The sequence below is a fragment of the Williamsia sp. Y712 genome (assembly GCF_059445525.1).
This window is the reverse complement of sequence record NZ_JCAIUN010000001.1, coordinates 2,206,608-2,227,977: the sequence shown is the minus strand read 5'-3', so window position 1 is coordinate 2,227,977 and position 21,370 is coordinate 2,206,608. Positions and strand designations below refer to the sequence as shown.

Genomic DNA, 21,370 nt, shown 5'->3' with positions numbered 1-21,370 from the left:
AACCGGCGCGTTTCGAGGTAAGCGGCGCGAATTTCCGCAGCGAGCGGGGTCAGCCGATGGGTCAGCCGATGTAATCGAACGTGTCGGGGTTGGGGCCGTTTCGGCCATCCTCACCCTTGTCGAGTGCGGTGATTGCGCTGATGGCGTCGTTGTCGAGTTCGAAATCGAAGATCGCGAAGTTCTCTTCGACGCGCTTTGCCGTGACCGACTTCGGGAAGATGATGTCGCCGCGCTGGATGTGCCATCGCAGGACCACCTGTGCGGTCGACTTCCCGATCTTGTTCGCGATCTCGGTGATCACCGGATCGTCGAGAACCTTGCCCTGGGCGATGGGTGACCAGGCCTCGGTCGCGATGCCGTGATCTTTGCCGTACTGCCGGGCGACCTCGTTGGTGAAGTACGGATGCACCTCGATCTGGTTGACCGCGGGCACCAGCGACGTCTCGGCGGCCAACCGGTCGAGATGATCCGGTTGGAAGTTCGAGACACCAACAGACTTCGAGCGGCCGTCCTTGGCGAACTCGATGAGGGTCTTCCAGGTCGACACGTAGTCGCCGCCGTACTGGGTCGGCAGCGGCCAGTGGATCAGGAACAGGTCGATCTGCTCGAGTCCGAGGTCTTTGAGCGTGGTGTCGAAGGCCTTACGGGCCGCATGGGGCTCGTGGAACGTGTTGTTGAGCTTGCTGGTCACGAAGATCTCGTCACGGGCGATGCCGGACGCGCGGATCCCTTCGCCGACCTCTTTCTCGTTGCCGTACATCTCCGCGGTGTCGATGTGGCGGTAGCCGACCTCGAGTGCAGTCCGCACCGCGTCTGCGGTGTCTTCCGGCTTGATCTGGAACACGCCGAACCCGAGCTGCGGGATGGTGTTTCCGTTGTTGAGTGTGATGTTCGGAACCTGGGTCATCGTCGTCCAATCCACTGTTGATCGGAGCCCTGAACACAAAAGCGGGGAGAGAACCTTTTCTGGTCCTCTCCCCGCTTCTGCGAGACGGTGGAGCTGCCGGGAATCGAACCCGGGTCCTTCGCCGTGTCAGTAGGGCTTCTCCGTGTGCAGTTCGCTAAGCCTCTACTCGGATCTCTCGGTCACGCGAACAAGCCGAGATGACGATCCCAGTCGCTGTTGGTTGTCCTGCCGTGGTCCGCGACCGGCCACAGCAGTGAGTTCCCTAAATGATGCCGGTACCCGGGGCGGGAACACACCCGGGCCGACAGACACGCAATCGCTTAGGCAGCGAGGGCGTAGTCGCGCTGATTTTTGTCGGCGCTTAATTGGTTGCTACGACGCTTACGGTGGTCTCTAGCCTGCACCGACACGCTTCCCCTACCTCAACAAACCAAGTCGAAACCGTTCAGCCCCTAGAGGTGCATCTTCAGTAGGATCCAGCCGCTGGCAGCGACCGGACAAACCATTGTAACAAGCCTGTCGCCCTTGTCATTCCTTTTGTCGGCCGACAACGTCGGGCGTGGCAGGCCGACCACACGAAAAGGGCCTCACCTCCACCTGCCGGCGGGGATGAGGCCCTCTCAAGAGTTCATCGAGCGACTACCTCGATCAATCTCTGCTTTCAGTTGTCGACCACAACCGTCCCGGTCTGCGACACCGCGTCAGCGGTATCGCTGTGCGACGTCGCATCGGCGAGCTGCAGAAGCCCAGCGGGTCCCTGCTGCGCCGCGTCCACGACCTCGGTGACCTTGTCAACGGTGTCGACGACCTTCTCGACGGTGTCGATGACAGGTTGGACCTTCTCGATGATCGGCGCGACGGTATCGGTCACCGTCTGCTTGATCGTGTCGAGGCGTTGCTCGGCCCGAGCAACGGTCCGGTCAATACCGTCGAACACCTGGTCCACCACGGCAGCACTCTGATCGACTGCCCCGGTCACATCGGTGACCTGGGTCTCGACCGCGGTGCCCCGAGCAAGGTTGTCGACCTCGTCGGTGAGCGCGTCGGCAACCTTGGGCAGTTGCCGAACAACTGCCGCGTTCACCTGTGCAACCGCAACTCCGGTGGTCACACCGTTGGCGACCGGATCGATCGTCGACGATGTTGCCTCCGCCGGAGCCGAAACAGCTTCGACACTTCCCGACGGTGCGCTGCTGACCGCAGACTCCCGAAGCCACGAACTCACGTAGTTCGTGCCGGTGAGACCTGTCTGGTCAGGATCGTTGAAGTAGCTGGTGTGCGAGATTCCCGGGTACCAGTACTCCGGGTGCGCCGCCATGAGCAGCACCCCGACGTTGTTGTGGACACCAAGGACCAACTCTTGCGCCACTTTCGCTTCCCAGGCGTCCGACACCTCTGTTGCAAATGTCGCCACACCGTAAACGGACCGCAAGACAACCAACGGGTCCTTGTAGTCCGGCACGGTGTAGTACGGATCGGTCGTCGCGGCGACCACATCGCCCAACGTCTCCGACGACAACATCCAATGCGGCGTTGTCACCACGTGGAGTCCGGTCAGCAACGCCGACCGCAGTGCAACTGACCCCAGATCCATCGTGATCTGTCCTGGATCGGTCGGGTCGATGTGGATCTGTTCGGCCACATTGGCACCGATCCGGACCACCTGAGCATTCTCGGGGATCGCACAGGCGAAATCGCCGGTCATACACAGGGACACAACGCGCCCGGTCAGCTCACCGAACCCGGAACCACGTCCCGATCCCATCCCGGCGCCGAGTGCGGCGTCCGAACTCGACGCAGCGGTCCGCGCACCGTTCAACGGCGCCGACAATCCTGGCGCACCCGGAACCAGATCTGCACCCGCACCCCGGTTGGGGTCGGAGATCAGGTAGACACCACGCACCTGCGATGCGGGTACGGGTCCGTTGCCTGCACCGATATCGGCCGCTACCCGATCGGCGATTTCCGCACCCTGGCTGTATCCGACAATCGCAATCTCGGTGTCGGATCCACATTGCTTTTCGATCTGGGCGATCTGCGCTTCCGTCGCCGCCACACCGGCATCCACTGATTGTGCATAGGGAGTGCCGTCCGACGTGTAGCCGAAGTCTGCGGGATACGGCACGTAGGTCGTCTGCATCGACCCTTCGGGCGCACCCCGCTCGGCATCCGCGATCACCGGGGCGAGAACGCCACTTTGATCATGCGGATCCCGACTCTTACTCGAATCCAGTGTTCCCGGGACCGCCACCACATGGAGGTCCGGGCAGTCGCTGATCGGTCGTGCCGACACGTTCGACTGAACCAGCGCCGGCACCACACCCATTGTCATGGTCGCCGCGAGAGAGGCGAACATCATCGCCACCACCGGGCGCCATCGACGATGCCGACGATCCGTCTGGATCGTGGCACCACCCCCGGCCCTAGATCGTTTTCGGGTCATTGTTCGAATGCTCCTGTTGAGGCTCACGTCCATATGGACTGTGCGCGTGGGACTTGTGCATTGCCCCCAACTCAGAGTCGGACCGGACCCACGGCCAGTTCTTCGTTAGTTAGGCAGCCCTAATCCTTCATGTGAATCGCCTGTATGACTCCTGTGGAAACTCTCCGGAGCTGAAAGGTACTGTTCACAGGGCATGAATCCCTATCCGGTCCGGATCCTGAACAAACCGGGCCGCCATCTGCACCGCCGGGGAACCATGTGACCTACGTCTCGTTTGATTGTGGAAACAATTGGCACAATCAACAATCATTTAGCTCTCCTACAGATCGGCAGAACCGAGGTTGGACGAAGTGACACCGAGCATCGCGACCCGCGACGCCCGCCTCGAGTTCGCCGCACGCTTTCGTTTGCTGCACGAGACCGCCGGATCTCCGGCCCTCAAAACCCTCGCCTCGCGCGCCTCCGCATCGCTGCTCACCGGAGATTCACCCCGTGCCGGTGCGGTCTCCCCACAACGGCTGTCGGATTGGCGAACCGGCCGCAATGTTCCCGCCAAGTTCGACGGGCTCGCGGCCACACTCCGCGTTCTGATCGCCGCCGCCCGGAAACGACGCCCGGAACCGCCGTCGCGCGGGCTCTACTCGATCGTCGAATGGCAGAACCTGTGGAACCAGGCATTGACCTCACCTGCCATCCCGGAAAAGGGCAAGGAAACCCGGTCGAAACCGATCGAGAAGCCTGCTTCCACGCGCCTGGACGTCTGTCCGTTCCCCGGGCTGACACCACTGTCGGATTCCGATACGGACTTCTACTTCGGCAGAGCCAAGGCGATCTCGATACTCGTCGAGCGATTCACCGCCAACCTCGGAACCCGACGACTGACATTTGTGGTCGGAGCGTCGGGTTCGGGTAAATCCTCGCTCCTGCAGGCCGGCTTTGCCGTGGCGATCGGCGCGGACTACACGGTCACCTCGATGACCCCGGGCTCACGACCCACACAGGCACTCACCGAAGCATTGGGTTCGGAGAGTGCCGCCACGCCGCGGGTACTGATCGTCGACCAGTTCGAAGAGGTCTTCACCAACTGCGACGATCTCGAGCGCTCGAAGTTCATCTCCATGCTGACCGAACTGCCCGACAGCGACCACTGCGAGCCGGGCAACTGCGCGGGTGTCGTCGTCGCGGTGCGTTCGGACTTCTACCAGCAGTGTGTCGAACTCCCGGCCCTCACCGACTCGCTGGTACACAACCAGATGGTGCTCGGCCGGATGTCGCGTGCAGATCTGACTTCCGCCATCGTCGGTCCGGCGGGCGCGGTGGGACTCTCGGTGGCGGACGGACTGGTCGACGTCATCCTGTCCGACCTCGGTGTCACCTCGCGGAGCGCAACCGCGGTCCCCTCCGATCCGGGCGTGCTCCCCCTGATGGCGCACGCTCTACACCGCACCTGGGAAGCCAGATCCGGCGACGTCCTCACCCTCGCCGGATACCGCGAGACCGGTGGCGTCCACGGCGCCATCAGGCTCAGCGCCGAAGAGCGCTGGTCGCAGTTCACCGACGTCCAGCGCGAAGTCGCCCGCGACCTGCTGCTGCACATGGCCCACATCGGAGAGGACGGGCGCGGCACCCGGCGCCACGTCCCGACCGCCGAGCTGCGCAACCGCCATCCGCAGGCCCCGGCGATCCTCGACGCGCTCGGTCAGGCCCGCATCGTCGTCCACGACGAACGCGGGACCACCCTGGCCCACGAGGCCGTCATCGAGGCGTGGCCGCGCCTGTCGCAATGGCTCGACGACGACCGCGAAGACGTCTTGCGCAGACAGCGTATTGATGCCGATGCCCGCGAATGGCGAGCGGGCGACAACGACCGGTCGCTGCTCTACAGCGGCACCCGCCTGGCATCGGCGACCGGGTGGCAGAAGGACTCCCGCGGTCCGATCTCACCGATCACCGTCGAATTCCTCGATGCGGCCCGGGAATCCTCACGCCGGGGTTCCCGGTTGCGCCGCGGCCTGGTCTTGCTGCTGGTGGTCTTGCTGCTGACGACGGCAATGGCAGCGCTGGTCGCGGTGCAACAGCAGCGCCAGGCCGACGCCGACCGCTCCGATGCCCAGTTCAACGCGTTGCTGGCGCAGGCCGCGCTGACACAATCGGTCGATCCCACGGTCTCGGCCCGCCTGTCCCTGGCCGCCGCCGAGCAACGTCCCGACGACCCGCGGCCCAGCGCCTTGCTGATGGGAACCCAGACGTCGGCGCTGGCAAGCGTGGTGGACGGACACGAAGGTGCCGTGTACGACGTCGCCATCAACAACCGGAATCTGGTCGCGACGGCAAGCTACGACCGCACCGTCCGGCTGTGGCAGGAGTCGGGAACCGGCCTGCCGACCCCGATGGGTCAGCCGCTGGCCGGACACCAGTCGTGGATCACCAGCGTCGAGTACTCCACCGACGGCGACACCCTGTTCTCCGGCGACGGCAACGGCGTCGTCCAGGTCTGGGACGTCACGGACCCGGCCAATGCTCATCTACGCGCGGGCACGCCCCTGACCGGACACACCGGGGCCGTCTATCAGATAGCCGTGCGCCCCGAAGCCGACGGCGTCACCCGCTGGATCGCCACCGCAGGCGACGACCACACCGCCCGCCTGTGGAATCTGGAGACCGGCCAGACGCAAGTCCTGGCCGGGCACAGCGATGCACTTCGCACCCTGGACTTCTCACCCGACGGCAAGACCCTCGTCACCGGCAGCGACGACCGGACCGCAATCGTGTGGGACACCAGCGATCCGGCCGCCCCCGAGCAGCTCGGTGCGCCTCTGACCGGGTACGACGCCACCGTGCATGCGGTCAGATTCAGCCCGGACGGGTCACTGCTGGCAACCGCGAGCGACGACCAGACCATCCGGATGTGGTCGATGTCCGACCGAACCGCACCCAGGGCCATGGGCGCACCCTCCGAAGCGCATACCGCAGCGATCTGGTCGCTCGAGTTCAATCACGACGGTTCACTGTTGGCAACGGCCAGCTGGGACGGCACGGCCAAGGTCTGGAGCCTGACCGACCCGGCCCGTCCGGTGCTGCTCGGTCAGCCGTTGACCGGTAGCAGTGGCGGTCTGACCACGGTCGCGTTCGGCGGTCCCGGCGGCCGCTTGATCACCGGGGGCCAGGACGGCGCCGTCCGGTTCTGGACGTTGCCTGCCGGAACCGTCCTCGGCCACACGGGCCGCGTCGCGCAACCGGCGTTCAACGCATCCGGGTCATTGATGGCAACGGGATCGCGCGATGGCACGGTGCGAATGTGGGACACCACCGAGGGCACCGCCCCGCGCCCGATAGCCCTGTTGGTCGACCCGGCCGGACCGCAGGAGGTCGAGACCATCGCATTGTCCGGGGACGGACGCACGTTGGCGTACACCGGCGTGGGAACCGGCCAGGTACGCCTGTGGGATGTCGCCGACCCGGCCTCCCCGCGACCGCTCGGTGCGCCGCTGAACTCCCGCGCGCGGTATACCCACGGGCTGGCCTTCTCCCCTGACTCGATGTCGTTGGCGACCGCCTCCGATGATCAGAGCGTGCAGATCTGGAACCTGACCGACCGACGCAAGCCGGTCGCCGCGGGAGCGCCGCTGACCGGGCCTCAGGGCTGGATCAATGATGTGGCGTTCTCACCGGATGGGCGCTATCTGGCCGCCGCCAGCAGCGACAAGAATCTGCACCTGTGGGACCTGCAGAGGGGCGCCCCGCTGTCGCAGGTCTACCCGGGGCACAGTGGGCCCATCAACGCGGTGGCGATCAGTCCGGACTCACAGTGGGTGGCGACCGGCAGCGACGATCAGACCGTTCGGCTCTGGAATCTCGACGCCCCTGATTCGAATCCGGTGAAGGTGACCGGACACGAGTCGACAGTGCGTTCGGTGACCTTCGACCCGAGTGGCTCCATGCTCGCCACGGGCAGCGACGACCAGACCGTGCGCATGTGGGACCTGCGCCAGATGACCCATCCCACCGCGATCGGCCGGACGGTGACGCCGCCGGGCACCGTGCGCTGGAAAGTCGCGTTCAGCCCGGACGGCAAACATCTGGCAGGCGCTGGTGAGAACGGCGCGCTGCGCTGGTGGACCCATCAGGTGACGGCCGACGCCGGGCTCTGTCAGGCCACGGCAGGCGGGATGACCGAGAGCAAGTGGAAAGACCTCTTGCCCGACATCCCCTACCGACAGACGTGCTCGGGGTTCGAATCGGTGCCGGACTGAGATCGGGCGAAGGGCCGAGGCCTCGACCGTAGGTCAGCGCATACCCTTCACGCGACGGCCCAACTCCCGGGTGACCTCGCGTTCGGCGTCGCGTTTGGCCAGATCGTGGCGCTTGTCGTGGGCCTGCTTGCCTCTCGCGAGCGCCAATTCGACCTTCACCTTGCCGTCGTTGAAGTACATCGACAGTGGCACCAGGGTCAGGTTTCCGTCCCGGATCTTGCCGACCAGACCGTCGATCTCTTTGCGATGCAACAACAATTTGCGACTGCGTCGCGGTGCATGGTTGGTCCAGGAACCGTTGCCGTATTCCGGGATGTGCAGTCCGCGGAGCCAGACCTCACCGTTGTCGACAGTCGCGAACGCGTCCACCAACGAGGCTTTTCCCTCGCGTAGGCTCTTCACCTCGGTGCCAAGCAGTGCAACACCGGCTTCATAGGTGTCGAGGATGGCGTAGTTGTGCCGCGCCTTACGGTTCGTGGCAATTGCCTTGCGGCCCTTTTCCTTCATCCTCGTCACCTACTCTCAGTTCGTCGATCACATCGGCGCCTGGCGGCGTCGTCGATGGCCCCGCAACAATACACAGCAGCAGGCGGGGGTGTCGCATCCTTATTCGCGGACGTAGAACCGCAACGTCGCGTAGGCGGTCAGACTCGACATCACCACACCGATGATGACCAGCCACGGCGCAACGAACAGCACGTCCGAGATCTCGATCTTGGCGAGAATGTTGACCCCGTACAGGTCCTCGAGCGCCTTGTCGAAGAACAGCACCTTCGCCCCGAAGAGTCCACCGATCGCCAGCAACGAACCCACCAGTGTCGCGATCACCGCCTCGAGCAGAAATGGCAGCTGGGTGTACCAGCGGGTGGCACCCACCAACCGCATGATTCCCACCTCGGTTCGGCGGGTGTAGGCGGCCACCTGCACGGTGTTCGCGATCAACAGGATCGCGGCGATCGCCTGGACGAGGGCGATCGTGAATGCGGCGTTGCGGGCACCGTCGAGCACGCTGAAGATCCGGCTCACCAGTTCTCGCTGGTCCAGGACGCTGTCCACGCCTTCGGCATCGCGGAACTCGTCGAGCACGGCTCCGAACTGGTCCGGATCTGCCATGCGGACCTTGAACGACGCGGGCAACGTGTCCTCGCGGACCAGCGCGGCGATGTCCGGGTTGTTGGCGAAGGTCTTGGTCGTGGCGTCACGGAATGCCGCGGCCCGGTCGATGTATTGCACCGAGTCGACCCCGTCGGCCGCCTCGATCTGTTCCCGCAGCGTCAGGCACGGCGCGCTCTGGCAGTTCGGATCGGCATCGGTCACCTGATCGGAGATGAAGATCTGCATCTCCACCCGATCGAGAAAGATGTCCTGGGTCTTGTCGGCCATCTGGACCACCATCAGACCGGCACCGAACATGCCCAGGGTGATGGCGGTGGTGATGATCATGGCCATGGTCATGGTGATATTGCGGCGCAGTCCGTTGAGGACCTCGCTCAATATGAAACTCGCACGCATGTGAGTTGGGGTGTCCTCCCGGTCGGGACTGCAAAAAGTGACGTCTTGACTGATTACACGGGTCGAGCACCGCTGCGCTTCATCTCCGCGGCGGGCTACGGGCTACTCAGCCGCCGAGGCCGTACACGCCGTGCTCGTCGTCGCGGGCAAGGCGGCCGTTGCTGAACTCGAGGACTCGGCGGCGCATCGAATCGACGATCGCCCGGTCGTGGGTTGCCATCACCACGGTGGTCCCACGGCGGTTCACCCGGTCGAGGACCTCGACGATCTCTCGACTGGTGTCGGGATCGAGGTTTCCGGTCGGCTCGTCGGCAAGCAGGAGCAGAGGCCGGTTCGCGATGGCGCGGGCGATCGCCACGCGCTGCATCTCACCGCCGGAGAGCTCGTATGGCATGCGGTCGGCCTTGCCGGACAGTCCGACGTAGTCGAGGACCTCGGGCACCACCTTGTCGACGGTGCTGCGCGGCTTTCCGATGACCTCGAGGGCAAACGCCACGTTCTCGGCCACCGACTTCTGCTGCAACAGCCGGAAGTCCTGGAACACACATCCCACGGACTGCCGGAGCTTCGGCACCTTGCGGCTGGGCAGCTTGTTGACGTGGAAGTCGCCGACGTAGACATCACCCGTGGTGGGCTTGTCTTCTTTCAGGAGCAAACGAAAGAACGTCGACTTGCCCGAGCCGGAGGGCCCGATGAGGAAAGTGAAATCGCCTTTGTCGACGTCGAGGGACAAATCCCGCAGTGCGGGCCTGGTCGATGCCTTGTACTGCATCGTCACATTCTTGACGCTGATCACGGTCTGCCAGTGTAACCACGGATGTGTCGCAACCCGCTCAGGCGGGCCCGGCCGGGCCGGGCGCAGTTCCCGACAACCCGATTCACGGGGCGATACTCATCGTCGGCAATTCCAGGCCGGGCAGCAGTCCACGCGTCGACTGTGATGTCGATGCCGGCGGTGGCAGCGTTTCGGTCTGCTGGCCGTTTCGCTCTTGCTCTGGCGTCTCGACGGTTTGATCGGTCTGACCGTTCTGCCCGGTCTGATCGGTCTCGGGGGTCGTGGTGGTCGACTGTTCTTGTGTGGACTCCGGAGTTTCGCTGTACTCCGATTCCGGCACGGGGGTCTCGGTCACCGGAGTGGTGGGTCGCGACTGTTGCAACTGCTCCGCCGTGGCCTGGCGTTTCTGCTCGTCCAGCTGTTGGTAATGCTCCACTCGCTCGCCGTAAAGGAACAGCGCTGCCAGGAACAGCAACCCCAGGGCAACAGTGGTGGTCCGGACCTTCCCGTGGAACAACCGTCGCGGAATGCGTTCCCACAACGACTTTTTCGGCGGGGCCTGCTGTGCGGCGGTGGGGTTGGTCGGTGTCTGGTCGCTCATCGGCTTGCCTCCTCGACAACGGCGGGATCCACCGCGCTGGTTTCGATGACCGATCCGGGTGCGAGCGCGATACCGGCCCGGCTGAGCGCCCGAACGAGCCGCGATCGCAGGTCACGACTGACCTCGAACTGGCGACCGGGCAATGTTCGCGCCACGATCCGCACGGTCACCGTGTCGACCTCGATGTCGATGACCCCCATCGCGGTGGGTTCGTCGAGCAGCAACTTGCCCATGCGGGTGTCGCTGAACGCCTGCTGCCCGATCTGGGCGATCAGATCGTTGACGCGGCCCATGTCGACCCCGATCGGTAGCGGGATGTCGACAACCGACCTGGCCCAGTCCTTCGACAGGTTGACGGCCTTGACGATCTGCCCGTTGGGAATCGTGATCATCTCACCGTCGGCCGAGCGCAGCTTGGTGATCCGCAGGGTGACATCTTCGACGGTGCCGTCTGCCGGTTCCGCGGAACCCACGATCGCCAGACTGACGACGTCACCGAATCCGTACTGCTTCTCGGTGATGATGAAGAATCCCGAGAGCAGGTCCTGCACGATGCGCTGCGCACCGAAACCGAGGGCCGCACCAAGCACTGTTGCCGGCGCCACGAACCCGGTGATGGGGACATTGAACTCGCGGATGATGTTGAATCCCGCCACGATATAGACGATCGCGATGGCACCCCACGCGATCACCTGCGCGACGGAATGGCGGTGTTTGATCGCCTCCGATCGCACCAGGGCGTCGGATTCGGTGAAACCCGCGTCGATCCGGCTGGTGACCTTGTCGACCATCCACTGGATGAACCGGGTCACCAACAGAGCCCCGATCACCCAGAGCAGGATCGATAGGCCCTGCAGGGACAGCACCTTGATCAATCGATCCGAGCCGGCCAAACCGTCCGGCGAAGCCGTGACAAGCGCGCTGAAGTCATGCATCACTCGGGTGGTCCTCCAGGTCGTGTGATGGCGGCGGCGGCGGCTGCGAGATCTCCGACGATCGGGTGGCCGTCAGATTCAGGCGCTCGCGTTCTGCGCCATCCTCCACCGGATACCCGACTCGATGAATCCGTCGATGTCACCATCGAGAACCGCGGTCGGGTTGTTGACCTCGTATTCGGTCCGCAGGTCTTTGACCATCTGGTACGGATGCAGCACATATGACCGCATCTGGTTGCCCCAGCTGGACCCGCCGTCGCCCTTGAGAGCGTCCATCTCGGCGCGCTCTTCTTTGCGTTTACGTTCGAGAAGCTTTGCCTGCAGCACGCGCATGGCGGCTGCCTTGTTCTGCAATTGGCTCTTCTCGTTCTGACAAGTCACCACGATACCGGTCGGAATGTGTGTGAGCCGTACAGCGGAGTCCGTAGTGTTCACAGACTGCCCACCGGGGCCGGACGATCGGTAAACATCAACGCGCAGTTCGGTTTCCGGGATGTCGATGTGATCTGTGGTTTCGACCACAGGGAGCACCTCAACCTCGGCGAACGACGTCTGGCGGCGTCCTTGGTTGTCGAACGGGCTGATCCGCACCAGCCGGTGGGTCCCCATTTCAATGGAGAGTGTGCCGTACATGTACGGCCCCTTCACGGCGAACGTCGCGGACTTGAGGCCGGCTTCTTCGGCGTAGGAGGTGTCGTAGACCTCCACCTTGTGGTCGTGCTTCTCGGCCCATCGGATGTACATGCGCATCAGCATCTCGGCCCAGTCGGCGGCGTCCACGCCACCGGCGCCGGACCGGATGTTGACGAGCGCATCACGGTGGTCGTACTCACCGGCGAGCATGGTCTTGACTTCCATCGCCTCGATATCGGCACGCAGTGAGGCACGCTCGGCATCGGCATCGGCGAGCGCCTCGACCCGGGAGTCGCCTTCTTCGGATTCGGCCAGCTCGTAGAGCAGCGGCATGTCCTCGACACGCTGGCGCAATTCGGAGACGCGCCGCAGTTCGGTCTGCGCGTGCGAGAGCTCGCTGGTCACCTTCTGGGCGTGATCCTGGTTGTTCCACAGCTCCGGATCGGCGGCCTGATGCTCGAGTTCGTCGATCCGTCGCCGGAGCTCCTCGAGATCGAGAACCTTCTCCACTGTGGTCAGGGTCGAATCGAGGGAGTCGAGGTCTGCTGAAACGTCTGGATGCACGATCACTCAGGCTACCGGTCCAACGGACAGAGTCCTATCTGCGCAGTTCTCAGTCTTTGCGCAGGTTGGGTCCGGCGCCGCCGGGTTCGTCGCCGATCGGGCCCGCGATCTCCCACGTCGTCTCGGCTTTGCCCGGCTTGTAGGTCACCGGGATCTCGTCGCCGATCGACGGCCAGCTCATCGCCATGGTGACCACAAATCGGCCGTAGACGTCGGTCGGAGGTGTGTCCGGGCCGGTGATCGTTCCCGAGACCGTGCAGAAGACCTGGTTGTTCTTGTCCCCTTCGACGGGTTTGTCGGACACACCCGTCACCTTCAGCGTGCCGGGCACACGGTTCACGAAACGCGGGTCCCCGGGGGCGCCGCCGGTCGGCTGACCCGGCCGCGAGCGACGCCACTGGATCAGGACGGCGCCGAGCATCGCCGCGAACATGAGGATGATGATGATCTCGAACATGGCCGGTTGGCTCCTGGAGTGGTGGGGTCGGTGGGTTCCAGGTTAGTGCCGGGTAGCGTGGCAAATCGTGACCGACTCAAGTGGATTGCCGAATGTTTCGAGCGACCTGGAGCTCGCGTTGTCGCTGGCCGAACTCGCCGACATCATCACCCTCGACCGGTTCGGCGCCATCGACCTGCAGGTTGATTCCAAGCCGGATCTGACGCCGGTTTCCGATGCCGATCTGGCGGTCGAGACCAGCCTGCGCGATGAACTCCGCCAGATTCGGCCGGATGACGCGGTCCTCGGTGAAGAGTTCGGTGGCGATGTGGCCCTGACCGGACGCCAATGGGTGATCGATCCGATCGACGGCACCAAGAACTTCGTCCGCGGTGTTCCGGTCTGGGCAACCCTGATCTCACTGCTCGTCGACGGGGTCCCACAGGTCGGCGTGGTCAGCGCACCCGCGCTCGGCCGTCGCTGGTGGGCCGCCGCCGGGGACGGTGCCTTCGCCCAGTCCCCCGACGGTTCGGTCCGGCGTATCCAGGTGTCGCAAGTGTCCGACCTCGCCTCGGCGAGCCTGGCCTTCTCGAGCCTGTCGGGCTGGCGCGACCGGGGTATCCGTGACGAGTTCATCGATCTCACCGACACCGTGTGGCGGGTTCGGGGTTATGGCGACTTCTACAACTACTGTCTGGTCGCCGAAGGCGCGGTGGACATCGCCGCCGAGCCGGAGGTGTCACTGTGGGACCTGGCCGCACTCGACATCCTGGTTCGTGAGGCCGGCGGCGCATTCACCGGCCTCGACGGCGTCAACGGCCCGCATCAGGGCAGCGCGCTGGCCTCCAACGGGATCCTGCAGTCGCAGGTTCTGGCCGCGCTGACTTCTGACTGACGTGTTTCCGGCGCATACTTGATCTCATGCAGATCACACATTTTGGGCATTCCTGCATCCTCGTCGATCTCGACGGCACGAAGGTTTTGTTCGATCCGGGCAACTTCTCGCACGGATTCACCGGTGTCACCGGCCTCGACGCCATCTTGATCACCCATCAGCATCCCGATCACGTCGACGTGGCGGCATTGCCGGATCTGGTGGCAGGCAACCCCGATGCGGTGCTGTACGCCGATCCCCAGACCACCGCACAGCTCAACGGCGACGACGTCGCAGGTACCTGGACCGCCGCCCACCCGGGTGACGAGTTCACGATCGGCAAGCTCACCGCACGCATCACAGGCGGCACCCACGCGGTGATCCACCCGGACATCCCCACCATCGACAACGTGGCATTCCTGCTGGGCGACAACAAGAATCCGGCACAGCTCATGCATCCGGGCGATTCGCTGTTCATCCCCGACGAAAAGGTCGATGTACTCGCGATGCCGGCGATGGCTCCGTGGATGAAGATCAGCGAGGCCATTGATTACCTCCGCGCAGTGAGCCCGCGCCTGAGTTTCCCGATCCACCAGGGCCTGCTGTCGAATGCCGGACTGAAGTTGCACTATGCACGACTGTCCGAAATGAGCGATCCGGCAACGGAATTCATCGTCCTCCCCGATGAGGACGCGCTCACACTCACCTGATCGATGTCGGCGATGAGGGCGCTGCCCACTCGATCCATCGGCGTACCCGTCATGAGATGCAGATCACACATTTTGGGCATTCCTGCATCGTCGCCGAGCTCGCCGGAAGCAAGGTTCTCTTCGATCCCGGCATCTACTCACACGGGTACACCGGCGTCACCGGTCTCGACGCCATCCTGATCACCCACCAGCACACCGATCATGTCGACGTCGATGCCCTGCCAGATCTGGTGGCGGGCAATCCCGACGCGGCCTTGTACGCCGACCCGCAGACGACAGCACAACTCAACCGCGACGACGTCGCGGGCACCTGGACCGCCGCCCACCCGGGTGACGAGGTCAGCATCGAAGCGCTCACCGCGCGTGTCGGCGGCGGCACCCATGCAGTGATCCATCCGGACATGCCCACCATCGACAACGTCGCATACCTGCTCGGCGACAGCAGCAATCCGGGGCAGCTCATGCACCCGGGTGATTCCCTGTTCGTCCCGGACGAGAAGGTCGACGTGCTGGCCGTGCCGCTGGCATTGTGGGCGAAGATCAGCGAGGTCGTGGACTACGTCCGCGCAGTGAACCCACGTCTGAGCTTTCCGATCCACCAGGGCATGCTGAACGACGCGGGAATGGGCCTGTACCGGAAACGGCTGACCGATCTGAAATATCCCACAACAGAATTCACCGTTCTACCGGACGAGGATGCACTGACGGTCACATAGGGACGCTCAGCTAAACCACATCAGGGAAGATGCCACTACCGGCGAGTTGATCGACCACGCGGGCGATTCCGTAGAGCACCCAGAGTGCTACGACGGCGATGAGGATGGGATTGCGCAGCACCCGAACGACCTGTGTCATCGGGCGCTTTCGCACTTGCAACACGGCAACCGCGATCACAAACGCGGCGACGGCGATCAAGCTGATCGGGCCGAAGAGGTTGTACGAGAAGGCGTCGGCGAAATGTCCGTGTGCCGCAGCGGTCCAGCTGCGGGTCAGACCACAACCGGGACAGGGCAGACCGGTCACCAGCCGCATCGGGCACATCGTGGGGCCGGAGGCACTCAGCGCCGGGGTGACGGCGAATGCCGTGACGATCGCCGCGGCACCGACGCCGGCCGCGACCCGAACAGCTCGTTCGGGTCGCCGTCGGGTCGGCAACGTCGGCAAGGCCGTCACTTCAGCGGCAGGCCGTCCGAGTCGGGAACCTTGCGCATCGCGATGAGCACGATGTCGATGAGCGTCCATATGCCCAGCCCACCACAGGTGAGGAGCTTGGCAACTCCCAGGCCGGTGTATCCGAGGTAGAAGCGGTCGATACCGAAACCACCCACGAATACCGAGATCAGCAGGGCGGTCAGCCACTCCTTCGAGGAGAACAGACCGGGTACCTGCGATACCGGGAACCAGCTGCTGTTCTGGGTACGAATCTGGGTCTCGGGCTTGACCTGACCGGACCGGACCAACCCGGCCAGATCCTGGTAGCCCATCGGGCCCTGTTCCTGACCGAACAGCGAAACGATGAATGTGTCGTTCTGAGGACCGCCCACTGGCTGGGGCGGGGGCGGCGGAAAGCCGGGAGGAGGTTGCGTCATGGGGGAACACTAAGCCACGGAAGGTGCAGTTGGACACCCTGAAACGAAAAATGTCATTGATTGAATGACGCCGTAGGATCACTAGCCTGACCAGCGACGATAGGAAGAACACTTCATTCTTGCGACGAGCCCTCCGGCCGCGGGACTCAGCGGGGCGCGATGACGCCCCGGTCGCCGATCTCGGCACGGACATCGATGACTCTCCCGGACAGCAACCAGCCGGACGGTCCGCGTCGCCACTCGTCCCGGTACTCGCCGAGACATTCGTACGTCACCCCGGCAAGATCTCCGAGGCCGCAGTGAAAGGCCCGAAAGTACGATCGCGTACTTGCCGCGTCACCGTCGATCTCGACCTCGATGTTGCCGAGCAGATGTTGAGTGGCACCGCAGACGTCGAGATGGGAGCGAACGCGGGCGACCACCTCGGTCGCCCCGGTCCGGCCGTAAGCCATGGCGTCCTCCGCGAGCGCCGCGGCGAACCCCGGCCAGTCTTTGCTGTCGAGCAAGGTGGCCACGTGGTGCAGACTGTCGATGATCTCGAAGCGATCGCGAAGAAAGTCGGGCATGGCTTCATCTTCCTCGGCGAGCCGGTGACGTCGGCCCTGCTGTCCCGCTCATCGAGACATTTCGGGAGCATCTGACGAGGTGGGCCCCTGCGCGTGCCGCAGCACCGCCGTCACCAGTGCCGGCGAACCAGGCGAAAACCGGGGGCGTGACAAACCTCCTTACTCCAGAGTAAGGTTGTTCTTACTGTTGAGTAAGATCAACTGTGTCCGGGCACCGTCCGGACAGCAGTCACGCCCACACACGCACGAGACAAGCTGGTGAGAATGAGCACTCATACCGAGCCCCGCGACACGTCCGCTGTTGGCAAGAACCCCCGTCGACGCTCCGCAATCGGTACCGCCATGCGCGTGCTGACCACGGTGACGGGCTCTGAGTTCGCCGACAAGTACAAGATTCGCGAGCCACTCAACCGAATTGCGTACGAGGGCACCAAGACCGGGTTCAAGACGATCGGCGCCGCGAACCGCGCGTTTGCGGCAGCCCAGGGTGGCGGCAAGGCCAAACGCCTGACCACCACCCCCAAGGATTACTTCAACCTGTATCCCGATGACGAACAGAAGATGATCGCGGACACCGTCAAGGAGTTCGCAATCGAGATCCTGCGGCCGGCCGCGTACGACGCCGATGCCGCCGCCGCCGCTCCTGCGGCAATCCTCACCCGCAGTGCCGAATTGGGCATCACCATGGTGAACGTCCCCGAGGAATTCGACGGCGCCGCCAGTGAGCGCGGCGTGGTCACCAATTCGTTGGTCGCCGAAGCGATGGCATACGGCGACATGGGCCTGGCGCTGCCGCTTCTCGCTCCGAGCGGTGTGGCGACCACATTGACCCAGTTCGGCAGCGATGCCCAGCAGAAGACCTATCTCCCCGCCTACGCCGGTGAGAACGTGCCCCAGTCGGCGGTTGTCATCGCCGAGCCGCGGCCACTGTTCGACGCCATGTCATTGCAGACCAAGGCAACTCGCGTACCGAGCGGATACCGACTCAACGGCGTCAAGTCTTTTGTCCCGGCCGCCGGTTCGTCGGAGCTGTTCATCATCGGCGCACAGCTCGATGGCCGCCCTTCGCTGTTCATCGTCGAGTCCGGCACCAAAGGCCTTGTCGTAGAGGCTGATCCGGGCATGGGCGTCCGCGCCGCCGGAATGGGCCGGCTTCTGCTGACCGACGTCACCGTGCCCACCGGCGCGCTGCTCGGTGAAGAAGAGGGCGAGGCCGCATACAACGCTTACCGCGACGTCGTCCGGCTCTCGCGTCTGGGTTGGTCATCACTGGCCGTCGGCACCGCACATGCGGTTCTCGACTACGTCATCCCGTACGTCAACGAGCGCGAGGCGTTCGGCGAACCGATCTCCAACCGCCAGGCCGTGGCATTCATGGTGGCCAACATGGCAACCGAGCTCGACTCGATACGTCTGGTGACCCTTCGCGGGGCCGCCCGCGCCGAGCAGGGCTTGTCGTTTGCGCGCGAGGCCGCCCTGGCCCGCAAACTCACCGCCGACAAGGGCATGCAGATCGGCTCGGACGGTGTGCAGCTGCTGGGCGGACATGGATTCACCAAGGAGCACCCGGTCGAACGCTGGTTCCGCGACCTACGCGGCGCCGCCATCGGCGAAGGCATCGTTGTCCTCTAGGGACATCGCCAACGCCTCCCCCTTCGTTCCCGACGTCACACTCTCTCTGAAAGACGACAGATATGGCTATCAATCTCGAGCTTCCCCGGAAGCTGAACGCGACGGTCGACCAGGCCCACCAGGCCGCTGCCCAGATCTTCCGGCCCATCTCCCGCAAGTACGACCTGCGTGAGCACGACTACCCGGTCGAACTCGACACCCTCGCCAGCCTCTACGACGGCCTGTCCGAGGCCGGCGCTGCCGGCGCGGGTGCGGACGGCGGCCGCAGCCAGAAGAAGAGCAACAAAGAACTCCCCGCCGGCGCCGTGGTCAACGGCGGCAACATGCAGTCGGTGCTCAATGCACTTGAAACCTGCTGGGGCGACGCCGGAATGATGTTGACGATCCCTTACCAGGGTCTGGGCAACGCAGCCATCGCCGCAGTGGCCACCGATGAGCAGATCGCCAAGTTCGGCAAGGTGTGGGCCGCGATGGCCATCACGGAACCCGGTTTCGGATCCGATTCGGCCGCCGTGTCGACCACGGCCACCCGCGACGGCGACGACTACCTCATCAACGGTGAAAAGATCTTTGTCACGGCCGGTTCACGCGCCAGCCACATCGTGGTCTGGGCAACGGTCGACAAGAGCCTGGGTCGCGCGGCCATCAAGAGCTTTGTGGTGCCGCGCGAGAGCGACGGCCTCACGGTGGTGCGCCTGGAACACAAGCTCGGCATCAAGGTTTCCGACACGGCCGTGTTGCGCTTCGACAACGTCCGGGTGCCGGCCGAAAACCTGCTCGGTTCACCGGAAGTCGACGTCAAGAAGGGCTTTGGCGGGGTCATGCAGACCTTCGACAACACCCGCCCGCTGGTGGCCGCGATGGCCGTCGGTGTCACCCGCGCCGCACTCGAAGAGCTGCGCAGGCTGCTCGAAGAAGCCGGCGTCGAGATCGACTACGACAAACCGGTCAACAACCAGCACGCCGCGGCCGCGGAGTTCATCCGCATGGAGTCGGATTACGAAGCCGCATACTTGCATTCGCTGCGAGCAGCCTGGATGGCCGACAACAAGGAGCCGAACTCCAAAGAGGCTTCGATGTCGAAGGCGAAGGCCGGTCGCACCGTCACCGACGTCACCACCAAAACGGTGGAACTCGCCGGCACCCTGGGCTATTCAGAGCGGCTCCTGCTCGAGAAGTGGGCCCGCGACTCGAAGATCCTCGACATCTTCGAAGGCACACAGCAGATCCAGAACCTGATCATCGCCCGCCGGGTTCTCGGCAAGAGCAGCGCCCAACTCAAGTAGGCACCACCGGCGAGCTCACCACTCCCACACCAGAGAGTCCCGCGGCATCGAGGGGTTGCCTGCGGGACTCTCTGCGTTCTGGCTCAGTCCAGAGATTCCGCCGTGTCGGTCCGAAGTGACCTTCATCGCGATAAAGTGTCGCTCATCACCTTAAGTGATCTGCATCACACTGAATGACCCGGGGGGAAACGTGCCGAACCCAGTTGCGCGCGGCGAACCACTGCGCGACCGCACCGATGACGTCGAGTTCGATCCGGAACCGGTCAGGTTTGCGACTCCGGCCGAGATCGATCGCTGGGACGACCTGATCATGGCCAATCCTGACGGCGGCGACCTGTGGCGCAGTCGCGCTTACGCCGAGCTGAAAAGACTTGGTCGCTACCATCCCATCTATCTTCTCGTCAATGGGATGGCCGTGACCGTCCACGAGAAGCGAGTGCCAGCACTCGGCAGGCTGTGGTTCCTACCCGGCGGCCCGGGTCGCGCCAATGTGGAGGGCGTGATCGAGACCGTGGACGCATTCGCCGGATTCGCCCGCACCCGAGGTGTTTTCGCGATCAAGATCGAGCCCAGAATCCGTTTCGACGAATCGGATCGCCGACAACTGATTGATCGAGGTTTCCGGCCGGCGAGGCCTATCGCTCCCAACGGGTCAACGGTTGTTCTCGACATTTCCGGCGAACTGGACGAGGTCCTTGCCCGATTCGGTAGGCGCGCCCGTCGCGCCATCCGGCGCGCCGAGCGAGACGGCGTGATCGTCGAGCGGGTCCGGGCGTCCGAGGCCAACTGCCGTATCCTCTACGACCTCCTGACAGCGACGGCCGGGAAGCGGTTCGGGATCCGAAGTTTCGAGTACTACGCCACCTGCTGGAAAATGTACGAATCGTCCGGTGATGGGCAGATGGCCTTTGTGCGCAGCGAGGACGAGGTCATCGCCGGGGCGTTCGCGATGAAGTTTGCGCAGACCAGCCTGTACAAAGAAGGCGCTTCTGTGCGGCGACAGGCCGACTCGTCCGCACAGTGCGGCCTGGGGGCCCATGGTGTCGGCCACGCGATGCAGTGGGGGATCATCCAGTGGGCCAAGGAGAACGGTTGCGTGCAACACGATATGTGCGGGGCTCCCCCATCGGCGCGCGCAGGCGACCCGACGCATCCCCTACACGGCGTCGGAGAGTTCAAGCTGGGCTTCACCACCGAGATCATCGACCATATCGGCGCCTACGACCTGCCCCTGCGCCGAAAGGCGTTCGCATTCTGGAGCACGGTGGGGGAACGCGAGGTCCGCAGGTTCTCGCGTCTCGTGCGGCGCGACTTTTACTACTGAGTGCAGGTTCCGAGACGTCGACGTGACCGATGGATCTGCATGTGGCCCAATGATTTTCGACGCCGAAAAAAGCCGACATAACCGGCACTCGGATTGTGTTCCCCGCCACAATCGGTGTTCAAGCACGCATTTGAAGTGACGTGCTTTCTCCCCACTGACCTGCATCGACCGAAAACCCAAGCAGCACTGGTCTTTAGCACTGAAACACCCTCGACGTGACCTTTCCGTGATCCACCCGTACCGTCGCCAACGTGCTCAGGGACCTGGGCATGTCAACGGAAGATCACCGATCCCCTGCTGCCCGAGATTCGGGAGCTGCGGTGCGAGGAG

19 protein-coding genes and 1 other RNA gene are annotated in these 21,370 nt (G+C 64.0%); 7 read left to right on the top strand and 13 right to left on the bottom strand.

Annotation, left to right across the window (positions count from 1 at the left end; all coding sequences use genetic code 11):
* Positions 1-61: 61 nt before the first annotated feature.
* From AC1D75_RS10110 to AC1D75_RS10100, 3 genes are all read right to left on the bottom strand, one after another.
* Complete coding sequence (locus tag AC1D75_RS10110) at positions 62-907, bottom strand: aldo/keto reductase (protein ID WP_495515100.1); 846 nt, start codon at positions 905-907, stop codon at positions 62-64.
* A gap of 85 nt (positions 908-992) precedes the next feature.
* Positions 993-1,360, bottom strand: a transfer-messenger RNA (tmRNA) gene (gene ssrA / locus AC1D75_RS10105).
* A gap of 208 nt (positions 1,361-1,568) precedes the next feature.
* Entirely contained in the window at positions 1,569-3,266 is a 1,698-nt protein-coding gene (locus AC1D75_RS10100; protein WP_495515099.1) for a cutinase family protein, read from the bottom strand.
* Between the two features lie 434 nt (positions 3,267-3,700).
* Here AC1D75_RS10100 and AC1D75_RS10095 point away from each other — a divergent pair, with 434 nt between their 5' ends.
* Positions 3,701-7,603, top strand: coding sequence for a WD40 repeat domain-containing protein (locus tag AC1D75_RS10095; RefSeq protein ID WP_495515098.1), 3,903 nt, complete (start codon positions 3,701-3,703; stop codon positions 7,601-7,603).
* 33 nt (positions 7,604-7,636) lie between these two features.
* Here the strand turns inward: AC1D75_RS10095 and smpB are convergent, their stop codons facing one another.
* The 7 genes from smpB to AC1D75_RS10060 all read right to left on the bottom strand — a co-directional run bounded on the left by smpB (position 7,637) and on the right by AC1D75_RS10060 (position 13,080).
* Positions 7,637-8,110 (bottom strand): SsrA-binding protein SmpB, encoded by a 474-nt coding sequence (gene smpB, locus AC1D75_RS10090; RefSeq protein WP_495515097.1) that lies wholly within the window; start codon positions 8,108-8,110, stop codon positions 7,637-7,639.
* Positions 8,111-8,209: 99 nt separating this feature from the next.
* Positions 8,210-9,115, bottom strand: a complete 906-nt coding sequence (gene ftsX, locus AC1D75_RS10085) for a permease-like cell division protein FtsX (RefSeq protein ID WP_495515096.1) — start codon at positions 9,113-9,115, stop codon at positions 8,210-8,212.
* A 106-nt stretch (positions 9,116-9,221) separates the two neighbouring features.
* Positions 9,222-9,911, bottom strand: coding sequence for a cell division ATP-binding protein FtsE (gene ftsE / locus AC1D75_RS10080; protein ID WP_495515095.1), 690 nt, complete (start codon positions 9,909-9,911; stop codon positions 9,222-9,224).
* A gap of 82 nt (positions 9,912-9,993) precedes the next feature.
* Positions 9,994-10,491: an Rv3103c transmembrane domain-containing protein gene (locus tag AC1D75_RS10075; RefSeq protein WP_495515094.1), complete on the bottom strand. Its 498-nt coding sequence runs from the start codon at positions 10,489-10,491 to the stop codon at positions 9,994-9,996.
* Entirely contained in the window at positions 10,488-11,426 is a 939-nt protein-coding gene (locus AC1D75_RS10070; protein ID WP_495515093.1) for a mechanosensitive ion channel family protein, read from the bottom strand. The genes AC1D75_RS10075 and AC1D75_RS10070 overlap by 4 nt, the downstream gene beginning before the upstream one ends.
* 78 nt (positions 11,427-11,504) lie before the next feature.
* Entirely contained in the window at positions 11,505-12,623 is a 1,119-nt protein-coding gene (prfB, locus tag AC1D75_RS10065; RefSeq protein WP_495515092.1) for a peptide chain release factor 2, read from the bottom strand.
* 49 nt (positions 12,624-12,672) lie between these two features.
* A complete protein-coding gene (locus tag AC1D75_RS10060) occupies positions 12,673-13,080 on the bottom strand; it encodes a hypothetical protein (protein ID WP_495515091.1) in 408 nt (135 codons plus the stop codon).
* A 64-nt stretch (positions 13,081-13,144) separates the two neighbouring features.
* On the opposite strand from AC1D75_RS10060, the gene hisN reads away from it, so the two are divergent.
* The 3 genes from hisN to AC1D75_RS10045 are packed head-to-tail and all read left to right on the top strand — an operon-like array spanning position 13,145 to position 15,359.
* Positions 13,145-13,954: a histidinol-phosphatase gene (gene hisN / locus AC1D75_RS10055; RefSeq protein ID WP_495516035.1), complete on the top strand. Its 810-nt coding sequence runs from the start codon at positions 13,145-13,147 to the stop codon at positions 13,952-13,954.
* 26 nt (positions 13,955-13,980) lie between these two features.
* On the top strand, positions 13,981-14,643 hold the full coding sequence (locus AC1D75_RS10050; protein WP_495515090.1) for an MBL fold metallo-hydrolase: 663 nt from the start codon (positions 13,981-13,983) through the stop codon (positions 14,641-14,643).
* Positions 14,644-14,699: 56 nt separating this feature from the next.
* Complete coding sequence (locus AC1D75_RS10045) at positions 14,700-15,359, top strand: MBL fold metallo-hydrolase (protein ID WP_495515089.1); 660 nt, start codon at positions 14,700-14,702, stop codon at positions 15,357-15,359.
* A gap of 10 nt (positions 15,360-15,369) precedes the next feature.
* Here AC1D75_RS10045 and AC1D75_RS10040 read toward each other — a convergent pair whose 3' ends face one another.
* The 3 genes from AC1D75_RS10040 to AC1D75_RS10030 all read right to left on the bottom strand — a co-directional run bounded on the left by AC1D75_RS10040 (position 15,370) and on the right by AC1D75_RS10030 (position 16,798).
* Positions 15,370-15,816 (bottom strand): DUF2752 domain-containing protein, encoded by a 447-nt coding sequence (locus AC1D75_RS10040; RefSeq protein WP_495515088.1) that lies wholly within the window; start codon positions 15,814-15,816, stop codon positions 15,370-15,372.
* A complete protein-coding gene (locus AC1D75_RS10035) occupies positions 15,813-16,232 on the bottom strand; it encodes an NINE protein (protein ID WP_495515087.1) in 420 nt (139 codons plus the stop codon). The genes AC1D75_RS10040 and AC1D75_RS10035 overlap by 4 nt, the downstream gene beginning before the upstream one ends.
* Positions 16,233-16,378: 146 nt before the next feature.
* Entirely contained in the window at positions 16,379-16,798 is a 420-nt protein-coding gene (locus tag AC1D75_RS10030; protein WP_495515086.1) for a nuclear transport factor 2 family protein, read from the bottom strand.
* A gap of 264 nt (positions 16,799-17,062) precedes the next feature.
* On the opposite strand from AC1D75_RS10030, the gene AC1D75_RS10025 reads away from it, so the two are divergent.
* From AC1D75_RS10025 to AC1D75_RS10015, 3 genes are all read left to right on the top strand, one after another.
* Positions 17,063-18,430 carry an acyl-CoA dehydrogenase family protein gene (locus AC1D75_RS10025; protein ID WP_495515085.1) on the top strand — a complete coding sequence of 456 codons (1,368 nt, stop codon included), beginning with the start codon at positions 17,063-17,065 and terminating at the stop codon, positions 18,428-18,430.
* A gap of 62 nt (positions 18,431-18,492) precedes the next feature.
* Entirely contained in the window at positions 18,493-19,716 is a 1,224-nt protein-coding gene (locus AC1D75_RS10020) for an acyl-CoA dehydrogenase family protein (RefSeq protein WP_495515084.1), read from the top strand.
* Positions 19,717-19,906: 190 nt separating this feature from the next.
* Positions 19,907-21,040 carry a lipid II:glycine glycyltransferase FemX gene (locus AC1D75_RS10015; RefSeq protein ID WP_495515083.1) on the top strand — a complete coding sequence of 378 codons (1,134 nt, stop codon included), beginning with the start codon at positions 19,907-19,909 and terminating at the stop codon, positions 21,038-21,040.
* Positions 21,041-21,370: the final 330 nt, after the last annotated feature.